The sequence below is a fragment of the Citrobacter sp. C1 genome (assembly GCF_014596895.2).
GTDB classification, from domain to species: Bacteria; Pseudomonadota; Gammaproteobacteria; order Enterobacterales; family Enterobacteriaceae; genus Citrobacter; species Citrobacter gillenii.
On sequence record NZ_CP115035.1, the window covers coordinates 2,223,176 to 2,244,067 of the forward strand.

Sequence of the window (20,892 nt, forward strand, 5' to 3'; positions counted from 1 at the left end):
TGGGGCGACCATCGTTGCCCCACAGTGTCTTTTTCTTCGAACTATAAATACCTCTCTGGCCCCATAACTGGCTTAAAGAGGTATAAAGGCACACGCCAGAAGGTACGGGCAATGTTAAAATTCATATTACGTCGCTGTCTGGAAGCGATTCCGACGCTATTTATTCTTATTACGATCTCATTCTTTATGATGCGCCTTGCGCCGGGGAGTCCTTTTACCGGTGAACGTGCGTTACCGCCAGAAGTACTGGCGAATATTGAAGCGAAATATCATCTTAATGACCCTATCACCACGCAGTACTTCAGCTACCTGAAGCAACTGGCGCATGGCGATTTTGGACCTTCCTTTAAATATAAAGACTATACAGTTAACGATCTGGTTGCCTCGAGCTTCCCGGTTTCGGCGAAGCTGGGTGCAGCTGCCTTTATCCTGGCGGTACTCGTTGGCGTCAGTGCTGGCGTCATTGCTGCGTTGAAGCAAAATACGCGCTGGGATTATACGGTGATGGGGGTGGCGATGACCGGGGTGGTTATCCCAAGCTTTGTGGTGGCCCCCTTGTTAGTGATGATATTTGCAATAACGCTGAAATGGTTGCCCGGTGGTGGCTGGAACGGCGGGGCGCTGAAATTTATGATCTTGCCGATGGTGGCGTTGTCGCTGGCTTATATCGCCAGTATCGCCCGTATCACCCGTGGGTCGATGATTGAAGTGCTGCACTCCAACTTTATTCGTACCGCACGGGCGAAAGGTCTGCCAATGCGGCGGATTATTTTCCGTCACGCGTTAAAGCCCGCTTTGCTGCCGGTGTTGTCTTATATGGGCCCGGCGTTCGTCGGCATTATTACCGGTTCGATGGTGATTGAAACTATCTACGGCTTGCCGGGTATTGGTCAACTGTTCGTTAACGGCGCGCTGAACCGCGACTACTCGCTGGTATTGAGCCTGACCATTCTGGTCGGTGCACTGACAATTGTATTTAATGCGATTGTTGATGTGCTGTATGCCGTTATCGATCCAAAAATCCGTTACTGATACTGGAGCTCGCTATCTATGATGTTAAGTAAGAAAAACAGCGAGACGCTGGAGAATTTCAGTGAAAAGCTGGAAGTCGAAGGCCGCAGTTTGTGGCAGGATGCGCGTCGACGCTTTATGCATAACCGCGCGGCGGTAGCCAGTCTGGTTGTGCTGGTGATTATCGCGCTGTTTGTGACCCTTGCGCCCATGCTATCGCAATTTACCTACTTCGATACCGACTGGGGAATGATGTCCAGCGCGCCGGACAGTGAGTCCGGCCACTACTTCGGTACTGATTCTTCGGGTCGTGACCTGCTGGTACGCGTGGCGATTGGTGGACGTATTTCGCTGATGGTCGGGATTGCCGCGGCGCTGGTGGCGGTGATTGTCGGCACGTTGTACGGATCGCTGTCAGGTTATCTGGGCGGCAAAATTGACTCCGTGATGATGCGCCTGCTGGAAATCCTCAACTCCTTCCCGTTCATGTTCTTCGTCATTCTGCTGGTGACCTTTTTTGGGCAAAACATCCTGCTGATCTTTGTGGCGATCGGTATGGTCTCCTGGCTGGATATGGCACGTATCGTGCGTGGCCAGACGCTGAGCCTGAAGCGCAAAGAGTTTATTGAGGCTGCGCAGGTGGGTGGGGTTTCGACCGTGCGCATTGTTATCCGCCATATTGTCCCGAACGTTCTGGGCGTGGTAGTTGTGTACGCATCGCTACTGGTACCGAGCATGATCCTGTTCGAATCCTTCCTGAGCTTCCTTGGCTTAGGGACCCAGGAGCCGTTAAGCAGTTGGGGGGCGTTGTTAAGTGATGGTGCTAACTCAATGGAAGTCTCACCGTGGCTGCTGCTGTTTCCGGCAGGTTTCCTGGTGGTGACGTTGTTCTGTTTCAACTTTATTGGCGATGGCCTGCGTGATGCCCTCGACCCGAAAGACCGTTAAGGAGTGCAGCCATGAGCGTAATTGAAACCTCAACCGCGCCGCTCGCGCAACAACAGGCTAACGCACTGCTGGACGTGAAAGATCTGCGCGTGACGTTTGCCACCCCTGATGGGGATGTAACCGCGGTTAACGATCTGAACTTTTCGCTGCGAGCCGGTGAAACGCTGGGTATTGTCGGTGAATCTGGATCGGGGAAATCGCAAACGGCGTTTGCCCTGATGGGACTGTTGGCGGCCAATGGTCGCATCGGCGGTTCTGCGACGTTCAACGGACGTGAAATTCTTAATTTACCGGAACGCGAGCTGAACAAACTGCGCGCCGAACAAATTTCAATGATCTTTCAGGACCCCATGACCTCCCTGAACCCGTATATGCGGGTCGGAGAGCAGTTAATGGAAGTGCTGATGCTGCATAAAGGTATGAGTAAAGCCGAAGCGTTTGAAGAATCCGTCAGAATGCTGGATGCGGTCAAAATGCCGGAAGCGCGCAAGCGTATGAAGATGTATCCACATGAATTTTCAGGCGGGATGCGCCAGCGTGTGATGATCGCCATGGCGTTACAATGTCGGCCAAAGTTACTGATCGCCGATGAGCCGACAACCGCGCTCGATGTCACGGTTCAGGCGCAAATTATGACGCTACTGAATGAACTGAAGAGCGAATTCAATACCGCGATTATTATGATCACCCACGACCTCGGTGTGGTTGCCGGGATATGCGACAAGGTTCTGGTGATGTATGCCGGGCGCACCATGGAATATGGCAGCGCGCGCGATGTCTTTTATAAACCCGTTCATCCGTATTCTATTGGTTTGCTTAACGCGGTACCGCGTCTGGATGCTGAAGGGGAAGAGATGCTGACCATCCCGGGTAACCCGCCAAACCTGCTGCGTTTGCCAAAAGGATGCCCGTTCCAGCCTCGTTGTCCGCATGCGATGGAGATTTGTAGCAGCGCTCCGCCGCTGGAAGAGTTTAGCCCAGGCCGTCTGCGCGCCTGCTTTAAACCGGTGGAGGAACTGGTATGACAACGGCAACTGAACAACGAAAAGTCTTGCTTGAGATAGCCGATCTTAAAGTCCATTTCGATATCAAAGACGGCAAGCAGTGGTTCTGGCAACCCTCACAAACACTGAAAGCCGTTGATGGCGTGACCCTGCGACTGTACGAAGGTGAAACGTTAGGGGTGGTGGGCGAGTCAGGCTGCGGTAAGTCTACCTTTGCCCGCGCCATTATTGGTCTGGTGAAAGCCACCGACGGCAAAGTGGCCTGGCTGGGTAAAGATTTGCTGGGTATGAAACCCGATGAGTGGCGCGCGGTGCGCAGCGATATTCAGATGATTTTCCAGGATCCGCTGGCTTCATTAAACCCGCGTATGACCATCGGTGAAATTATCGCAGAACCGCTGCGCACTTATCATCCCAGCCTGCCAGGGCAGGAAGTGCGCGATCGCGTGAAGGCAATGATGATGAAAGTCGGGCTGTTGCCAAATTTGATCAACCGCTATCCGCACGAATTTTCAGGCGGGCAGTGTCAGCGTATCGGGATTGCTCGCGCGCTGATCCTCGAGCCGAAGTTGATTATTTGCGATGAGCCGGTTTCGGCGCTGGACGTGTCGATTCAGGCGCAGGTAGTGAACCTGTTGCAACAACTGCAGCGTGAAATGGGATTATCATTAATCTTTATTGCCCATGACCTGGCGGTGGTTAAACATATTTCCGATCGCGTGCTGGTAATGTACCTGGGGCATGCGGTGGAACTGGGCACTTACGACGAGGTGTACCATAACCCGCTGCATCCTTATACTAAAGCGCTGATGTCGGCGGTGCCGATCCCCGATCCCGATCAGGAGAGGAACAAAACCATCCAACTGTTGGAAGGCGAATTACCGTCACCGATCAATCCGCCGTCTGGTTGTGTGTTCCGTACCCGTTGTCCGATTGCCGGACCGGAATGTGCAAAAACGCGACCGGTTCTGGAAGGAAGTTTCCGCCACGCTGTTTCCTGCCTGAAAGTAGACCCGCTATAATCGTGAGGGCTGACAAAGGTCAGCCCTTCTTATAGGTGAGGTGAATGTGTCTGGCTTTGTGTCCTCTGTCCGCCGCGCTGTCTATCGTAAATTATTCGATTTAAACACGCGCTCAGGTCGTCGTTTTGAAGGTCTGTGCGCGCTGTTTGCGTTGCTTAGCGTCATTGTCATCTTCGTCGAGTCGGGCGTCGGGACGCAATATCATTTAACGTATGATGAATGGCGTTCTTTTGTCTGGCTGGAGATCTTTATTACTCTGGTCTTCACCGCCGAATACTTGCTGCGATTAAGCTGTTGGGCCAATCCGGCAAAATATGTGTTTAGTTTTTGGGGTATTATCGATTTGGCCACCATTTTGCCGCTGTATGTGATGTGGTTATGGCCAGAAATGAGTCTGAACTATGTGTTTGCCTGGCGAGCGATGCGGGCGATTCGTGTACTGCGGATCCTCAAGTTGCTGCGCTTTATGCCTTCGTTGATGGTGTTTTGGGGCGCCATAAAAAGCGCACGTCACCAGTTGATTCTGTTCTATTCGTTTATCGCCATTTTAATGATTATTTTCGGCGCGCTGATGTATCTCATTGAAGGGCCGAAGTATGGATTTGATACGCTGAATGCGTCGGTGTACTGGGCCATTGTGACGGTAACGACGGTTGGGTATGGGGATATCGCGCCGCACACGCCGTTAGGGCGAATGGTGGCGTCAGTGCTTATCCTGATCGGTTATTCAGTAATTGCAATACCCACGGGCTTGATTACTACGCACATGAGCAGCGCGTTTCAGCATCGGCAGAATCAGCGTCAATGCCCTCAGTGTCAGCAGCATCAGCACGAGCACAGCGCGCAATTTTGTAACCGCTGTGGAACTAAGCTTCCGAATTAAATAAAAAAAGCTGCCTGGGCAGCTTTTCTTTTGACTCATTCGCGCCAGAGAATATGGCAGAGCTTGTGATCTTTTTCACGGCATAACAAAACGCGTGCGAAAATATCGTTAATCTCGCCATCTTCTGAGTCGGCCAGACCAATCACCACTTCGGCAAAAAAGTCAGGATTCAGGTCAAAATCGACGTGCTCCTGCCAGTCTTCTGCCGGGTCAAATAACTCTGCGCCGCCGCGTTCTTCAAACTGTAAATTGAACAGAAGAACGTCAGCGGGGTCGAGATTGTCTGTCGCCAGTTCGAGAAAAATGTCATAAGCCTGCTCAAGCGTTTCGTCTTCAGTCAGGCGATTGTTCAAATCCATATCCATAATGACTACCTGTTTACCGTCTCTTGGGCACGTTTTACAGCAACGGACTAAAGAAGTAAAACAGTCGCTCGGTGATCCGTTGCCAGAGTGGCCTTTTTAGCCACAAACGCGCATCAAGCAGGCGCGAACGGGAGATGTAATCGTCCTGTACCGCCGCGAGATCGGCACCAAACCCTGCATCGTCAATCACCAGAGTGATCTCAAAATTCAGCCACAAGCTGCGCATATCCAGGTTTACGGTACCCACCAGACTCAGCTCACCATCGACCAGCACGCTCTTGGTGTGCAACAGACCCCCTTCAAACTGGTAAATTTTCACGCCAGCCGCCAGTAGCTCGGTGAAAAAGGCCCGACTTGCCCAGCCAACCAGCATAGAGTCATTTTTGCGGGGAAGAATAATGCTCACATCCACCCCACGCTGCGCCGCCGTACAGATGGCATGCAGCAGATCGTCGCTGGGGACGAAGTAGGGCGTGGTCATGATTAAATATTCACGCGCAGAGTATGCCGCGGTCAGTAAAGCCTGATGGATCAAATCCTCAGGAAAACCCGGGCCGGAGGCTATGGTATGAATGGTGTGCCCACTTGCCTGCTCAAATGGCATGATATTGGCATCCGGTGGCGGCGGTAAAATGCGCTTACCGGTCTCAATCTCCCAGTCACAGGAATAGACAATCCCCATCGCGGTGGCGACCGGACCTTCCATTCTTGCCATCAGATCAACCCATTGCCCGACGCCGGCATCCTGTTTAAAGAAACGCGGGTCAACCATGTTCATACTGCCGGTGTAAGCAATATAATTGTCGATCATTATCATCTTACGGTGCTGGCGCAGGTCCATGCGGCGTAAGAAGACACGCATCAAGTTAACCTTCAGTGCCTCAACGACTTCAATACCTGCATTACGCATCATCGCGGCCCACGGGCTGCGGAAGAACGCCACGCTGCCAGCGGAGTCCAGCATCAAGCGACAGTGAATACCGCGTCGTGCCGCGGCCATTAATGATTCTGCGACCTGATCGGCCATGCCGCCGGGTTGCCAGATATAAAACACCATCTCAATGTTATGCCGCGCCAGCTGAATGTCGCGGATCAACGCCTGCATCACGTCATCGGAACTGGTGAGCAACTGAAGCTGGTTTCCTTTAACGCCGCCGATACCCTGGCGACGTTCGCACAGCTTAAATAGAGACGAGGCGACGCTGCTGTTCTCCTGAGCAAAAATATGGTTACAGGCTTTTAGGTCGTTGAGCCACTTGGCCGTTGAAGGCCACATCGCTCTGGCGCGCTCGGCGCGACGTTTGCCCAAATGAAGTTCACCAAAAGACAGATAAGCAATGATCCCGACCAATGGCAGAATATAGATGATCAAAAGCCAGGCCATTGCAGAGGGCACTGCGCGTCGCTTCATCAGAATGCGTAATGTTACGCCAGCGATGAGTACCCAGTATCCCAGAATGACCAGCCAACTCACCACGGTGTAGAAGGTTGTCATAAATTTAAAAATCCTTTTGAAAGCGTATTGTTAAGAGTTTACGCATCAGGATTCATCTGGCAAATAAAAACACGGGAAAACTGCTGGTCTGCATTCGGTCAGGCGGTATAATGTCCGCTCTGTGACGGTAAGAGTGGTTAACATGAAGCGTAGTAGAACGGAAGTGGGGCGCTGGCGGATGCAGCGTCAGGCCAGTCGCCGTAAAGCGCGTTGGCTTGAAGGACAATCGCGCCGCAATATGCGCATCCATACCATCAGAAAGTGCATTCTCAACCATCAACGTAACTCGTTGTTGTTTGCAATCCACAGCGTCTGATCAAAATGGGCATCGCTGGCGGTGCCCAATGACCACAGCACAACCCGCCATCTTTTATCCTCCCGCTTAATATTCTGCGTTATTCAATCAGCCCCTTATTTATTGATTGCTCGTGTCGGATATGTTTGTAACAATGTGCCGGTAATAACTAATTATATAAATTTTCACCAATATTTTTGTACGGTTTTTGAAAAACGGAGTTTAGATGAAGTATTTAATGGCGCTCATGCTGAGTGTGACGTTGTCTGGTTGCACGGCAAGCGACTGGATTGATGCTGCCGGTGGCATCATGCAGGCAACAGATAAAAATCAAAAAGACGCCAGGACTAAGCGAATCAATGCGGCCAATAAAGCTGCTGGATATTAAAGAATCAGTGAGTTAATGCCACTTCTGATGGCGTAATGCAGAAGTGGTATTGGGTTTCTCAGATGGATGCGGTGATGTATCTTGTTGTTTTAAAAGTGATAAGTTAGTGAATTGAAATTTTATTGAGCTTGATGTATCGCTTTTCAGAAGTGAAATACATAATAAATTGATAATGATAAATAGCAATTTAATAGGAAGTCGACAGCATTCCTCTACCTTATTATACGTCTATCGAAAAGACCGTCATTATTCATGAAAAGATTCCCTGGATAACATTTTTCCAGATGCTTTAGTTTTCTAACCACTAAGTGTTATATGCCATGGTGAGTATTGAGATAGCAATAATACAGGTGCATTGAATATTATCTATTCAGATGCACCCCTGTGAATATTATAAGCGGGTAGATAATCACTCTGCTTATTAATGTTAGTCTGACGTTGTTGCTTAAAATACTTTCTTATACGGTTTTACTGAAACTTGCGCATAAACGCCTGCCGCTACATACGGGTCAGCTTCAGCCCATGCTTGTGCAGCTTCGAGTGATTCAAATTCGGCAATGACGGTTGATCCGGTAAATCCGGCCGCACCCGGGTCGTTGCTATCCACGGCGGGCATAGGACCTGCGGTCAACAGGCGACCTTCGTCATGGAGAAGTTGCAGACGTGCCAGATGTGCCGGGCGCACGGAAAGGCGTTTTTCGAGAGAATCAGCGATATCTTGAGCATAAATAACGTACAGCACGGGAAGAGCTCCTTGATCGGTAAAAGTCGTTAATTACGTTATTGGAAAGGCCTAACAACTGCAACGGAAAGATAACGGATTTGTTAAGCCCCTACTTTAGAAGTGGGTTATTATCATAAAATCGCGTTTTAAATGCCGCTTACCGTCATGGGCTTATTGAATATGATTGCTATTTGCATTTAAAATCAGGGCCTGGTTTTTTAACTGAAACGATTATGACTTCAATGACCCTTGATTTACCTCGTCGCTTTCCCTGGCCGACGTTACTTTCTGTCGGCGTTCATGGTGCTGTAGTGGCAGGACTGCTGTATACCTCGGTACATCAGGTTATTGAACTGCCTGCGCCCGCGCAGCCGATTTCTATCACGATGGTCGCGCCAGCTGACCTCGAACCGCCGCAGGTTGTTCAGCCGCCTCCGGAGCCCGTCGTCGAGCCAGAACCGGAACCCGAACCGATTCCTGAGCCGCCAAAGGAGGCACCGGTCGTTATCGAGAAACCGAAGCCGAAGCCAAAACCGAAGCCAAAACCGGTCAAAAAGGTGCAAGAACAGCCGAAGCGTGACGTTAAACCGGTTGAATCACGCCCGGCCGCGCCAGTTGAAAACACCGCGCCTGCGCGCCCGACCACCAGTACCGCCCCGTCCACCAGCAAGCCGACCGTCAGTGCGCCTGCTGGCCCGCGTGCGCTGAGTCGCAATCAGCCACAGTATCCGGCACGTGCGCAGGCGCTGCGTATTGAAGGTCGTGTAAAAGTGAAATTTGACGTGACGTCAGATGGCCGGGTTGAGAACGTGGAGGTGCTTTCCGCACAGCCCGCCAATATGTTTGAGCGTGAAGTAAAGAATGCCATGCGCAAATGGCGCTACGAGGCGGGCAAACCCGGCTCCGGACTGGTGGTGAATATTGTTTTCCGTCTGAACGGTACTGCGCAGATCGAGTAAGAAGTTGGCCGGATGAGGCGCTACGCCATCATCCGGCAACTAGCATAATGCTTGTCTGATTTCGACGTTAACGTGTCGTATCAGGCAGAGGCGGGGATCGGACGGGGTTTCCCATCTTTATCCACGGCTACGTAGATAAACAACGCTTCGGTGGCTTTGTAGCGTTGCCCAATTGGCTCAGATGCCACTTTCTTAACCCAGACTTCAATATTAATGCTGATGGATGTGGTACCGCGCTTCACACAGCGCGCATAGCAACAGACCACATCACCGACGGCGACTGGGCGTAAAAAACTCATTCCTTCCACTCGCACCGTGACCACACGACCGTGCGCGATTTCCTTGGCCTGAATAGCGCCACCGATATCCATTTGCGACATCAGCCAACCGCCAAAAATATCGCCGTTAGCATTGGTATCGGCTGGCATGGCCAGAGTACGTAAAACCAGCTCACCTTGAGGGGTGTTATTCGTTGTTGTCATTGTAGAACCGACTGTAGAGAAAGATTACAGGCGCGATGCTACTAGAATTTGTGGGCTGAGAACAGAGGGGATGCGGTGTGCAACGCGGTGTTAAAGTGAGAGAAATGTAGGGTGGGTTAAAAATTCGCCAGATCCGCAGATCTGGCGAATGCACATTATGACTTATCTTCCTGCGGCAGATGTCGGTAAATATACACCCCGCTCAGCAGCGTGAAGACCAACGTCAGGGCGGTTAAGCCAAACACTTTGAAATTTACCCAGATATTTTGCGGCAGCCAAAACGCGATGTAGATATTCGCCAGACCGCACAGGATGAAAAAGACGGCCCAGGCCAGGTTCAGTTTCGACCATACCGGCTGTGGCAGCGTCAGTTCTTTACCTAACATGCGCTGAATCAGCGGTTTTTTCATCACCCACTGGCTGACCAGTAAGGCACCCGCAAACAGCCCATATATCACCGTTACCTTCCACTTAATGAATTCATCGTTGTGGAAGAAAACGGTCAGACCGCCAAAAACAGCCACCAGAATAAAGGTGATCAACGCCATCTTCTCGACCTTGCGATAGCGAACCCAGCTGTAAATCAACACAATGGCCGTCGCGACAATCAGTGCCGAGGTCGCCGCATAGATGTCATAAAGCTTATAAAAAGCGAAAAAGACCACCAGCGGTAAAAAATCAAGAAACTGCTTCATTCTTCGATTCCGTAATCAAAAAGCATCGACCAAGAGGCCGGGATGCGTTCAGGGTTTATTGGCGAATCAGCATATACAGGCGGAACAAATAGATCAGCAAAACGGCAGAAATCATATTGCTCAGCGTATTCGCCACTACTGCGCCAACATTCGGCGTTAATACAGCAAAAGTGGGGGCGAGCAGCAACAGTGACGTTTTTGCCAGCAGCCAACCGATCACAGCGGGCGCAACCAGTCGCATGTTAGACCACGCCAAACGCATACTGTTGCGCATGGCTGCAAAGACACCCATCTTATCCTGAACCATCATCACTGGCGCAAGCGACAGCAGAATGGCCAGCACAATACCGGGTACAACGACCAGCATAATCCCGATTTGCACCAGCAGGGTAGTCAGAAAAATCAGAATAAACAGCTTAGGCAATACCGGTGCACTGGCGCCAATGGCCCGCAGCGCGCTGACTCGATGGCCTGCTGAAATTAACTGGATCATCAGAATAATACCGCCCGCGAGGATGGCATTGCCGATAAGTCCAGAAAATGTCGATGCCGCTGACGCACGTAGCAGGATTTGCTGCTGTTCCGGTGTCATGTTCTGCACCAGGTCGAACAGTCCCACGCTGTTGGTTATCTGATCCCCTTCACTGAGTTGCGCAATCTGCGCGTCGCTGGGGGAAAAAGCATGCCCGAACACCACCGTGATAAACGCGCACAACAGCGATACCAGCAAGATGGTAATGAATTGATTACGGAAAAAGTTTCCCGTGTCACGGTAAACGGACTTCGCCGTGATTGACATGCACTCTCCTTGAGTTTTGCAGGTGTTCATTTGCGGGCAATTGTACCCTGGATAACTCAACAGTGGCAGCATCGCGAGGTGTATGGAAAAGCATATCTTTGTAAAGCGGCGGTAATTTTTGGCTATGACTTCAGCATTATGCAACAACGCTGTTTGTTCTGTGTACACCATGGCGTCATTACATCCGTATACCATTGAAGGGAAAAATGCTCACAGGGTGGAAATATATCAAAATTGATCTGAATTAAGTTAACCAGGATTTTGAATGCAAGTTCTAACTTAATCTGGATCAATAAATGTTAAATTACAGACGTCAATGTGATCTGTGTTAGATCATTTATTACTCCATTGTAGGTATATTCGTTCCGCTTTTATAACCATAACGATGGAGCGGACATGAAAAAATTAACAGTGGCAGCATTGGCATTAACAACTCTACTTTCCGGGAACGCATTTGCGCATGAAGCGGGAGAGTTCTTTATTCGCGCAGGTTCTGCAACCGTAAGACCGACGGAAGGTGCGGGCGGTACGCTGGGAAGTTTAGGCGGTTTTGACGTCAGCAATAACACGCAACTGGGGCTGACATTCACCTATATGGCGACCGACAATATTGGTGTCGAATTACTGGCAGCAACGCCGTTTCGTCATAAAATCGGCACCTCAACCACCGGGGATATCGCGACCGTTCACCATTTACCGCCAACGCTAATGGCGCAGTGGTACTTTGGCGACTCCAGCAGCAAGTTGCGTCCTTACGTTGGCGTCGGCGTTAACTACACCACGTTCTTCGACGAAGGATTTAACGATAACGGTAAAGAAACCGGATTATCTGACCTGAGCCTGAAAGACTCCTGGGGTGCGGCGGGACAGGTGGGGATGGACTACTTAATCAACCGCGACTGGCTGATTAACATGTCGGTCTGGTACATGGATATCGACACCACCGCGAGCTACAAACTGGCTGGCGCACAGCAGCACGATAACGTACGCCTCGATCCGTGGGTGTTTATGTTCTCTGCGGGTTATCGTTTTTAACGCTGAGATTCAAATGTGAAAAGACGGGGCGAGCGTTGTCCCGTCTTTTGGCTCCTGTTTTTTCCCTCCCGCCTTTTCACCCTTCGATCAAATGCTACTCTTTAAGCAAACCTGCTTTGAGGGCATTGACGATGGAATTGTCCCGCCAACAGCTGCAACAAAAAATTTCACTTCTGGAATCATCACCCAACGATGACATAGCAGAATTCGCCCTGTATGCTGCGCGCGCACTGCTGGGGTATATGACTCGGGTGGAGAGCCTTGAACACGCTCTGGCCGTACCGATCAAATTACCTTATTGCAGTGCCAGCCCGGTTTGCGAAATTGAAGCGGGTTATGCCGCCGGCGTCAGCGACTGCCGTGAGGCCATTCGCCGGGCGGGCTATCTGCTCGATGGTGAAGACTAGTTTGCGCATTTGTTAATAAAGATATGCTTTTTATGGGTAAATCTGTAACTTAGCGCTCAAGTAACTGATTTGGCAATGCGGGTAACTATCAGGGTGGACGCGTGAAGATTGTGCAGGATAAGCTCAGAAACAGGCAGGCGTTGCTGGTCTCTGGCCTCATTACACTGATATTTACATCACTGTTCCTGTTCATCATTTACGAGCAGCGTACGGCCACCGCAAGTGAAGGTATCAACCGTCTCCAAACGCGTCTCATGGACATCTTTAACGACAATGAACTGATCGCGGACGCCATCGGTGAGCGTTATCACCACACCATTAATGGTGGACGATGTGGCAGCAAGTCGCGCTTTGTTCCGCGCGAGGAGGGGGAGTGGGGAATCAACGCCGATCGAAAGCGGATACATTCGGCATCTGGAGCCATTATCGCTAAGCAGCCCAGCCAGCAGGCCCTGTGTATGTTTACCGCCGCAGAGTTTATCCGCGGAATGGTGAATGAGCTCAATCCGGGCACTTTCGACGCGCATCGTTATATTATCGCCAAAGACGCAGATTATTTTTACTGGTTTACTCCTGCCGACTCTCACAATTTTTCTTTCGCTGACTCCGAGATGGCGCTCGATATTTCCAATTTTTTCTACCCGCCGGTCGATTTTTATACCCGACTACTGCAAAAAAACGTCAAAAACAAAGCCCTTAGTTCAACCAATTTTTACACCGATAAAATCACCGGTGATAAGGCGTACAGTGTCGTTAGCTATATTTACGATCTGTCAGGCGATGATATCTCCGATCATATCGTGGCGTACCTGGTTTATGACCATTCGAAACCGGAATTGCAAGATGAGTTGGCAAACGCGTTTGAATACCAGCTTCCGCCGGGTCTTAATGTGGCATTGGTTAATTTACTCAACAACGAGAGTCTCTGTTTAGCGGGGAAATGCGCAAACCTGAACAACGCTCATGTCAGGATGTTGTCAGAAAAGTACGCGCTGCACTATTCGATCTCGTTAGGTCGTTTTATGGTACACGATGCGCATGCCGGAATTGTGATTCTTTTGGCGCCGTTCTTCTTTATTATCATTAGCTTTTCGTTGAAATCGTGGCTGAATGAAAGCGATCTAAAGGTGTATATCGATTCGCTGACCGGTTGTTTTAACCGCAGGATCCTCGACATTATTAAACGCCGGGATTTATCCCATTGTTCGGTGGTACTTCTGGACTGTAATAAGTTTAAGGCCGTCAACGACACCTGGGGCCACGCGGCCGGGGATCGCGCACTGCAAACCATTGCCAACAGAATGCTGTCTAATACCCGAACCAGTCACGATCTGGTGATTCGTACCGGCGGGGATGAGTTTATGATCCTGCTGTTTCGCTCTCAGGCGAGTGACGCTATCGCCATCGCTGAGCGTATTAGCGGTCAGGTCAATAATCACGTATTTGTGGTGGAGGGGCACACTGTGCCGCTGTCGGTGTCATGGGGAATTGCGGAAGTGAACGGTGAACTGGATGTGGCTATTCAGAACGCAGATAACGCCATGTACAAAATGAAGCAGGCGAAAGAAGGATAAAACCGCCAGATTTACGCTGGCGGTTGTGGCTTATTACTGATGCGTGGCGGCTTTCATCGCGCTGACAAAAGCCCTTAGCTCTGTCAGCATCTGTTCCGGTGCGGTGACATTTTTCTCGATAATTTTCACAATCGCCGAGCCTGAAATCGCCCCGGCAGCACCTGCTTCAATCGCCCCCGCGACCTGCTCAGGCGCTGAGATACCGAAGCCTTGCAGCGACGGCGGTGCATTGTATTGTTTCAGCTTCTCGACCAGATGATGCAGCGGTAGCGCAGCACGCTTTTCGGCGCCAGTCACGCCAGCACGAGACAACAGATAGGTATAACCGCGACCATGGGACGCAATCTGGCGCAGCAGGTCGTCATCAGCGTTCGGCGGGCAGATGAAAATCGGTGCCACGTTGTGGCGCAGTGCCGCTGTCCGGAATGGCGCAGACTCCTCAACCGGCACATCGGCGACTAACACTGAATCCACGCCGACTTTTTCACACTGGGCGTAAAATTCGTCAATGCCTTTACTGAATACCAGATTGGCGTACATCAGCAGGCCAACAGGAATGTTGGGATGTTTTTGACGGATCAGCGCCAGCATTTCGAAGCATTGCGACGGCGTGACGCCTGCGGCAAAAGCACGTAAGGTCGCATCCTGAATGGTCGGGCCGTCAGCCAGCGGGTCGGAGAAGGGGATCCCGAGTTCGAGCGCATCGGCTCCGGCGTCGATCAGCGTATCAATAATCTTCAGCGACTGCTCAACAGAAGGGTCGCCGAGAGTGACGAAGGGGACAAATGCACCTTCTTTGCGGTCCTTCAGCTGTGCAAACAGGTTTTCATAACGTTCCATCAGATTTCCCCTCGTGCTTTCAGAATATCGTGTACGGTGAAGATGTCTTTGTCGCCGCGACCGGAGAGGTTAACCACCAGCAGTTGCTCTTTGTCCGGATCCTCACGCATCATTTTCAACGCGTGCGCCAGGGCATGTGATGACTCCAGGGCCGGAATGATCCCTTCATGCAGGCACAGGGTTTTAAAGGCTTCCAGCGCTTCGTCATCGGTAATCGATACGTAATCGGCACGGCCAATACTGTTCAGGTAAGCATGCTGTGGCCCGACGGATGGAAAATCCAGACCCGCTGAAATCGAATAGGACTCTTCGATTTGCCCCTCTTCGGTTTGCATCATCGGTGATTTCATGCCGAAGTAAATCCCGACGCGACCATGCTTCAACGGCGCGCCATGTTCACCGGACTCAATCCCGTGACCGCCCGGCTCAACGCCAATCAACCCGACGCTGGTGTCATTAATAAAATCAGCAAACATACCGATAGCATTCGACCCACCACCCACGCAGGCGATAACGGCATCCGGCAGACGACCTTCTTTTTCGAGGATCTGCGCTTTGGTTTCTTCGCCGATCATGCGCTGGAACTCACGCACAATAGTTGGGAAAGGATGTGGGCCAGCCGCCGTACCAAGCATATAGTGCGCAGTATCGTAGCTGCCAGACCAGTCGCGCAGCGCTTCATTACAGGCATCTTTCAGCGTGGCGGAGCCGCTGTGTACCGGGATCACCTCGGCGCCCATCAGCCGCATACGGAACACGTTGGGAGACTGGCGTTCGATGTCTTTCGCACCCATATAGATGCGACACTTCAGGCCAAGCAAGGCACAGGCGAGCGCGGAAGCTACGCCGTGTTGACCGGCACCTGTTTCAGCGATGATCTCGGTTTTACCCATACGTTTTGCCAGCAGCGCCTGACCCAACACCTGGTTAGTCTTGTGCGCACCGCCGTGCAGCAAGTCTTCACGCTTCAGATACAGGGTGGTGCGAGTACCTGCGGTGATGTTCTGGCATTTGGTCAGCGCGGTAGGGCGGCCTGCATAGTTTTTCAGCAGGTCGGTAAACTGCGCCTGAAACTCAGGATCTTTCTGCGCGCTGACGAAGGCTTCTTCCAGCTGGCGCAGGGCAGGCATCAGAATCTGTGGCACATACATGCCGCCAAATTCACCAAAATAGGGGTTGAGTAATGTTGTCATGTCCTTTTCCTTAATATGCGCGCAGTGTTTGAAAGACCGAGGCCAGCAGACGCGCATCTTTGATGCCCGGCTGCGACTCTACGCCAGAATTGAAATCGAGACCGGCACAGCCGGTTTTAGCCGCGTCGACGCAGTTATCTGCACCGAGTCCGCCAGCCAGTAAAACGTTATCCAGTGATTGCCCACCCAACAGCGACCAGTCAAAGCGCTGTCCGCTGCCGCCCTGGCCGTTGTCGAAAACGTATCGATCAACATGCTGATAGCTGCGGACTGGCAGTGACTCGCCCACGCTCAGCGCCTTCCAGATTTGCACCTGTTGCGGTAATGCCGCACGCAGCGTATCGATATAAGTCTGATCTTCGTTCCCGTGCAGTTGCACGGCTGTCAGTGATAAATGCCCGACGGTGGAGCACACGTCATCAATATTGCTGTCGCGAAACACGCCAACGTACTGTAGCGGCGCACCTGTCATGACCTCACGAGCCTGCTCAATATTGACGGCACGTGGTGAAGAAGGAACAAAAATCAGCCCGCCATAAATTGCGCCGGATTCATACGCCGTATGGGCATCCTGTGCGCGCGTCAGTCCGCAGACTTTATTCTCGCCGAGCAGCACGCGACGTACCGCTGCATGTAGGTCCTGATGCGACATCAGCGCGGAGCCAATCAGAAAACCGTTGGCGAAATGGCTGAGTTCGCGCACCTGGCCGTAGGTATTAATGCCGGACTCGCTGATGACGGTCACGCCGTGGCCCAGTCGCGGTGCCAGTTGGCGGGTGCGATTGAGGTCAATCGACAGATCGCGCAGGTCGCGGTTGTTAATGCCCACGACTTTTGCGCCAAGCGCAATGGCACGCTCCAGCTCTTCTTCGTTGCTGACCTCGGTCAGCACACCCATTTTCAGGCTGTGTGCCACGGCGGCAAGCTGACGATATTGCTCGTCATCCAGCACGGACAGCATCAGTAAACAAGCGTCAGCCTGGTAATGACGGGCCAGGTAAATCTGGTAAGGATCGATAATAAAGTCTTTACACAGAATCGGCTGTGGTGCGATGCGGCTGACGATGGGCAGGAAATCAAAGCTTCCCTGGAAATATTTCTCGTCGGTCAGCACAGAAATCGCCGAGGCATAATGTTTATACACACCCGCAATATGTGCCGGGTCAAAGTCATCACGGATCACGCCTTTTGACGGAGAGGCTTTTTTGCACTCCAGAATAAACGCGGTCCGCGCGCCTTGCAGCGCATCATAAAAATGTCGCGAGCTTGGCTGAACATCATTTTGAAAGCTGGCCAACGGTTGTTGCTGTTTGCGGGCTTCTACCCAAATCGCCTTGTCTGCGACAATTTTCGCTAAAACGGTTTGCATCATTTACCCTCTTGCTGCCAGGGCGGTGACCCGGTCATAGGCCGCACCGCTACGCAGGACATTAATCACGATTTGTGCGTTGGCTTTTAAATCTTCTTCGCCGTGCAGGCGCATTAACATGGCGACATTCGCTGCCACGGCGGCCTCGTGCGCGGCTTCACCTTTACCTTGTAACAAGCGACTGAGAATGTCACGGTTTTCTTCCGGCGTGCCGCCCGCCAGCTGTTCCTGGTGATATGGCGTCAGGCCAAAGTCGTCTGCCGTCAGCTGATAACTCTTGATTTCGCCGTCATGCAATTCGGCCACAATGGTCGGTGCATGCAGCGAAACTTCATCCATTCCGCCGCTGTGCACCACGGCTGCACGCTGATATCCCAGCACGCGCAGGGTTTCGGCAATGGGCAGTACCAGTTCCGGGCTGTAGACGCCGATCAGCGCCAGCGGCGGATGCGCAGGGTTAATCAGCGGCCCGAGCACGTTAAACAGCGTGCGGGTTTTGAGCTGCTGACGAACCGGCATGGCGTGACGAAAACCGGTGTGATATTTCGGTGCAAACAGGAAACATACGCCCAGTTCGTCAAGCGCCAGGCGCGACTTATCGGCATTCATATCCAGGTTGATGCCAAAGGCCGCCAGCAGATCGGATGATCCTGATTTACTGGAGACGCTACGGTTACCGTGCTTCGCTACCTTTAACCCACAGGCCGCGGCGACAAACGCGCTGGCGGTGGAAATGTTGATGCTGTTGCTGCCGTCACCGCCGGTCCCGACAATGTCGGCAAACAGATAGTCCGGACGTGGGAACGGCGCGGCGTTCTCCAGCAGGGCCGTCGCCGCCCCGGCAATTTCATTCGGATGCTCACCGCGCACTTTCATGCTGACCAGTGCGGCAGCCAGCTGCTCCGGCTTCAATTCACCGCGCACGACTGCAGAGAACAATTGGTGGCTCTCCTGCTGGGACAGCGTCTGGGCCTGATACAGTTTTTCGAGAATAGGCTGCAGCGTGTTGGTTTGTTCAAGCTTCTGCTGTGCCCAGGCCAGCGTTTGCTCCAGCAGACGCGCGCCCTGAGTGGTGAGAATTGATTCCGGATGGAACTGGAATCCGCATACGCGGTCGGTGTCGTGGCGAACCGCCATCACCATGCCGTTGAAGTGGGCGTTAATGGTTAGTCCCGCCGGGACGTTGCTGCCGACCAGTGAATGGTAACGCGCTACAGGCAAGGGATTAGCCAGACCGGCGAACATTTCCTGACCGTCGTGTTCAATACTGGAGGCTTTGCCGTGCAGGATTTCTCCCGCCTGACCTACATATCCGCCGTAAGCTTCGACAATCGCCTGATGCCCAAGGCAAATACCGATAATCGGCAATTTGCCGCGCAGGCGAGTCAACAACTCCGGCATGCAGCCTGCTTCGCTTGGCGCGCCCGGACCTGGCGAAAGCATTAGTACCGGGTTTTTCATGGTCGCTAAGCGGTCAATTAAGGTCTGCGCCGGGATATGGTTGCGATAAATCACCACGTTGTGGCCGTTGGTACGCAGCTGATCTGCCAGGTTATAGGTAAAAGAGTCAATGTTATCGAGCAGCAGAATATCAGCCATTAGAAAATCTCCTGTGCGTGGTGTGCTGTGGCGATAGCACGCAGAACCGCACGCGCTTTATTACGGGTTTCATCGGCTTCAGACTGCGGTACAGAGTCCAGAACAATCCCGGCACCCGCCTGCACGGTGGCGATACCGTCTTCTACCAGGGCAGAACGAATCACAATGCACGTGTCCAGATCACCGTGGGCGGTGAAGTAACCGACCGCGCCGCCATAGCTACCGCGGCGGCGACCTTCAGCCTCGGCGATAAGCTGCATGGCGCGCACTTTCGGCGCACCGCTCAGCGTGCCCATGTTCATACAGGCACGGTATGCATGCAGGACGTCAAGGTCATGACGCAGTTCGCCGACCACGCGGGAAACCAGGTGCATCACGAAGGAATACCGGTCAACTTTGGTCAGGTCGGCCACGTAGCGACTGCCCGGGGTACAGATACGTGCCAGGTCATTACGCGCCAGGTCCACCAGCATCAGGTGCTCGGAAAGTTCTTTATGGTCAGTGCGCATTTCCAGCTCAATACGGCTGTCGAGATCGCGGTCCAGCGAGCCGTCAGCACGACGGCCGCGTGGGCGAGTCCCGGCAATAGGGTAGATCTCAATCTGGCGGCTGGTGGCGTCGTATTTCAGCGAACTTTCCGGCGAGGCGCCGAACAACGTGAAATCGTTATCCTGCATAAAGAACATGTACGGGCTGGGATTGCTCTTTTTCAGAACATAATAGGCAGCAAGTGGTGACGGGCAGGGCAGTGAAAAACGGCGGGAAGGCACCACCTGGAAAATCTCACCGGCACGAATAGCTTTTTGCAAACCGCGCACGACGGTACCGAACTCTTCATCGCTCTGATTACACTCGCAGTGCATTTCTGGTACTTCAATAACGGGCAGCGGCGGCGCGGGTTCGGTTAACTGCTGGCTCAACTGCACCAGTCGGTGGGCCAGACGCTGTTTTTCGTCCTCGCAGGGCGTGAACACGCTGGCCTGAATACGGGTGCTTTTTTTCTGGTGGTCAATGACCATCAGGGTTTCGGCCAGGTAGAAGCAGTAATCAGGGCAGCGGTTGCCGGCTTCAAGCTGGGGTAAATCTTCGAATCCAGCGACCAGATCGTAGGAAAACAGACCGCCGAAGAACATGGCTTCACGCTCCTGCTCCGGCACATTCACCAGTTCCTGCATTAAACGGAACGTGTCAAAGACCGACAGGGAACATAAGCGGGCATCTTCATCCAGCAGTGGGCTGACGGCCGGAAAACGCAACTGGCGGGTATTCGGCTGTTGTTGGTTTTCAACACCAGTTGGCAAGGCGGCATCCAGCAACGGGAGCAGGGAGGCACCATTCGCCGACAACGCCTGAATGGTAACGGTGTCACCTAAGGCGGTAATACGCAGCGCGCTGTCGACCAACAGCAGACTCTTCAGGTCGTCCTTGCTGTCGATATCGGCGGATTCCAGTAACAATGTCGCCGGGCGCGCGCCGCAGACCTGATGAAACAGCTCGGTCGGGTTGTTACGGTAGGCGGCGTCGCAGGCCAGCAGTTCGAGTGTCGGTTTTTGTGTTTGCATCGTTATTCTCATTAATTTTGTTCAAAAAAAAGCCCGCTTAGTTGGCGGGCCGGGTATCTGGTTGCATATTGCAGACGTAAGACACTGCCCGAAATCAGGAAGTGCGCCACCCACCGTGCAGGACATATGTTGCTTTCATCTCAGATACCTTCTTTCTTCATGTGAACTTGCGTACTAGTTAACTAGTTCAATGGAATAAAGTCAACACCTGATTTCAGTAAATTTGTCTAAAACGCTATGATG

General features: G+C 52.2%; 22 protein-coding genes, 1 pseudogene and 1 other annotated feature. Of the genes and pseudogenes, 11 read left to right on the forward strand and 12 right to left on the reverse strand.

Features of this window, described 5'->3' with window-relative positions:
• Positions 1-111: 111 nt before the first annotated feature.
• Genes oppB through IB214_RS10760 form a run of 5 tightly spaced genes read left to right on the forward strand, consistent with a single transcriptional unit; the run spans position 112 to position 4,868 of the window.
• Positions 112-1,032 (forward strand): oligopeptide ABC transporter permease OppB, encoded by a 921-nt coding sequence (gene oppB, locus IB214_RS10740; protein ID WP_096756798.1) that lies wholly within the window; start codon positions 112-114, stop codon positions 1,030-1,032.
• A gap of 18 nt (positions 1,033-1,050) precedes the next feature.
• Positions 1,051-1,959, forward strand: coding sequence for an oligopeptide ABC transporter permease OppC (gene oppC, locus IB214_RS10745; RefSeq protein ID WP_096756799.1), 909 nt, complete (start codon positions 1,051-1,053; stop codon positions 1,957-1,959).
• An 11-nt stretch (positions 1,960-1,970) separates the two neighbouring features.
• Complete coding sequence (gene oppD, locus IB214_RS10750) at positions 1,971-2,984, forward strand: murein tripeptide/oligopeptide ABC transporter ATP-binding protein OppD (protein ID WP_096756800.1); 1,014 nt, start codon at positions 1,971-1,973, stop codon at positions 2,982-2,984.
• Complete coding sequence (oppF, locus tag IB214_RS10755) at positions 2,981-3,985, forward strand: murein tripeptide/oligopeptide ABC transporter ATP-binding protein OppF (protein ID WP_096756801.1); 1,005 nt, start codon at positions 2,981-2,983, stop codon at positions 3,983-3,985. The genes oppD and oppF overlap by 4 nt, the downstream gene beginning before the upstream one ends.
• A 46-nt stretch (positions 3,986-4,031) precedes the next feature.
• The gene (locus IB214_RS10760; protein ID WP_115258307.1) at positions 4,032-4,868 is read left to right on the forward strand and encodes an ion transporter; all 837 of its coding nucleotides are present in this window, start codon (positions 4,032-4,034) and stop codon (positions 4,866-4,868) included.
• Positions 4,869-4,903: 35 nt separating this feature from the next.
• Here the strand turns inward: IB214_RS10760 and IB214_RS10765 are convergent, their stop codons facing one another.
• Entirely contained in the window at positions 4,904-5,233 is a 330-nt protein-coding gene (locus IB214_RS10765) for an HI1450 family dsDNA-mimic protein (RefSeq protein WP_096756803.1), read from the reverse strand.
• Between the two features lie 34 nt (positions 5,234-5,267).
• Positions 5,268-6,728, reverse strand: coding sequence for a cardiolipin synthase (cls, locus tag IB214_RS10770; RefSeq protein WP_096756804.1), 1,461 nt, complete (start codon positions 6,726-6,728; stop codon positions 5,268-5,270).
• Between the two features lie 142 nt (positions 6,729-6,870).
• Here cls and IB214_RS10775 point away from each other — a divergent pair, with 142 nt between their 5' ends.
• Both IB214_RS10775 and IB214_RS10780 read left to right on the forward strand, forming a co-directional pair.
• A complete protein-coding gene (locus tag IB214_RS10775) occupies positions 6,871-7,044 on the forward strand; it encodes a YciY family protein (protein WP_096756805.1) in 174 nt (57 codons plus the stop codon).
• A gap of 205 nt (positions 7,045-7,249) precedes the next feature.
• On the forward strand, positions 7,250-7,411 hold the full coding sequence (locus tag IB214_RS10780) for a hypothetical protein (protein ID WP_164496617.1): 162 nt from the start codon (positions 7,250-7,252) through the stop codon (positions 7,409-7,411).
• A gap of 445 nt (positions 7,412-7,856) precedes the next feature.
• Here IB214_RS10780 and IB214_RS10785 read toward each other — a convergent pair whose 3' ends face one another.
• On the reverse strand, positions 7,857-8,153 hold the full coding sequence (locus tag IB214_RS10785; RefSeq protein ID WP_003020675.1) for a YciI family protein: 297 nt from the start codon (positions 8,151-8,153) through the stop codon (positions 7,857-7,859).
• A 215-nt stretch (positions 8,154-8,368) separates the two neighbouring features.
• On the opposite strand from IB214_RS10785, the gene tonB reads away from it, so the two are divergent.
• Positions 8,369-9,094 (forward strand): TonB system transport protein TonB, encoded by a 726-nt coding sequence (gene tonB / locus IB214_RS10790; RefSeq protein WP_208642063.1) that lies wholly within the window; start codon positions 8,369-8,371, stop codon positions 9,092-9,094.
• An 80-nt stretch (positions 9,095-9,174) separates the two neighbouring features.
• Here tonB and yciA read toward each other — a convergent pair whose 3' ends face one another.
• The 4 genes and pseudogenes from yciA to IB214_RS10810 form a co-directional block, all read right to left on the reverse strand.
• Complete coding sequence (yciA, locus tag IB214_RS10795; protein WP_096756806.1) at positions 9,175-9,576, reverse strand: acyl-CoA thioester hydrolase YciA; 402 nt, start codon at positions 9,574-9,576, stop codon at positions 9,175-9,177.
• Positions 9,577-9,731: 155 nt separating this feature from the next.
• Positions 9,732-10,271 (reverse strand): septation protein A, encoded by a 540-nt coding sequence (locus IB214_RS10800; protein ID WP_115258309.1) that lies wholly within the window; start codon positions 10,269-10,271, stop codon positions 9,732-9,734.
• Between the two features lie 55 nt (positions 10,272-10,326).
• A complete protein-coding gene (locus IB214_RS10805; protein WP_096756808.1) occupies positions 10,327-11,070 on the reverse strand; it encodes a YciC family protein in 744 nt (247 codons plus the stop codon).
• A 28-nt stretch (positions 11,071-11,098) separates the two neighbouring features.
• Positions 11,099-11,185, reverse strand: a pseudogene (locus tag IB214_RS10810) (YkgJ family cysteine cluster protein); the annotation flags it as partial.
• Between the two features lie 281 nt (positions 11,186-11,466).
• Here IB214_RS10810 and ompW point away from each other — a divergent pair.
• From ompW to IB214_RS10825, 3 genes are all read left to right on the forward strand, one after another.
• Positions 11,467-12,105, forward strand: a complete 639-nt coding sequence (gene ompW / locus IB214_RS10815) for an outer membrane protein OmpW (RefSeq protein ID WP_096756809.1) — start codon at positions 11,467-11,469, stop codon at positions 12,103-12,105.
• A gap of 131 nt (positions 12,106-12,236) precedes the next feature.
• Positions 12,237-12,512 (forward strand): hypothetical protein, encoded by a 276-nt coding sequence (locus tag IB214_RS10820; RefSeq protein ID WP_117342898.1) that lies wholly within the window; start codon positions 12,237-12,239, stop codon positions 12,510-12,512.
• Between the two features lie 101 nt (positions 12,513-12,613).
• A complete protein-coding gene (locus IB214_RS10825; protein ID WP_117342897.1) occupies positions 12,614-14,086 on the forward strand; it encodes a GGDEF domain-containing protein in 1,473 nt (490 codons plus the stop codon).
• A 33-nt stretch (positions 14,087-14,119) separates the two neighbouring features.
• Here the strand turns inward: IB214_RS10825 and trpA are convergent, their stop codons facing one another.
• From trpA to IB214_RS10850, 5 genes are read right to left on the reverse strand one after another with little or no spacing between them, the layout of a single operon-like run.
• Positions 14,120-14,926: a tryptophan synthase subunit alpha gene (trpA, locus tag IB214_RS10830; protein WP_117342896.1), complete on the reverse strand. Its 807-nt coding sequence runs from the start codon at positions 14,924-14,926 to the stop codon at positions 14,120-14,122.
• Positions 14,926-16,119, reverse strand: a complete 1,194-nt coding sequence (gene trpB, locus IB214_RS10835; RefSeq protein WP_117342895.1) for a tryptophan synthase subunit beta — start codon at positions 16,117-16,119, stop codon at positions 14,926-14,928. Before trpB ends, trpA begins: the two co-directional genes overlap by 1 nt.
• Positions 16,120-16,129: 10 nt before the next feature.
• Complete coding sequence (gene trpCF / locus IB214_RS10840) at positions 16,130-17,491, reverse strand: bifunctional indole-3-glycerol-phosphate synthase TrpC/phosphoribosylanthranilate isomerase TrpF (protein ID WP_223240225.1); 1,362 nt, start codon at positions 17,489-17,491, stop codon at positions 16,130-16,132.
• Positions 17,492-19,087 (reverse strand): bifunctional anthranilate synthase glutamate amidotransferase component TrpG/anthranilate phosphoribosyltransferase TrpD, encoded by a 1,596-nt coding sequence (trpD, locus tag IB214_RS10845; RefSeq protein WP_096756814.1) that lies wholly within the window; start codon positions 19,085-19,087, stop codon positions 17,492-17,494. It lies immediately after the preceding gene.
• The gene (locus IB214_RS10850; protein ID WP_117342894.1) at positions 19,087-20,649 is read right to left on the reverse strand and encodes an anthranilate synthase component 1; all 1,563 of its coding nucleotides are present in this window, start codon (positions 20,647-20,649) and stop codon (positions 19,087-19,089) included. Before IB214_RS10850 ends, trpD begins: the two co-directional genes overlap by 1 nt.
• Before the next feature lie 23 nt (positions 20,650-20,672).
• Positions 20,673-20,767: a sequence feature (Trp leader region), on the reverse strand.
• Positions 20,768-20,892 lie beyond the last annotated feature (125 nt).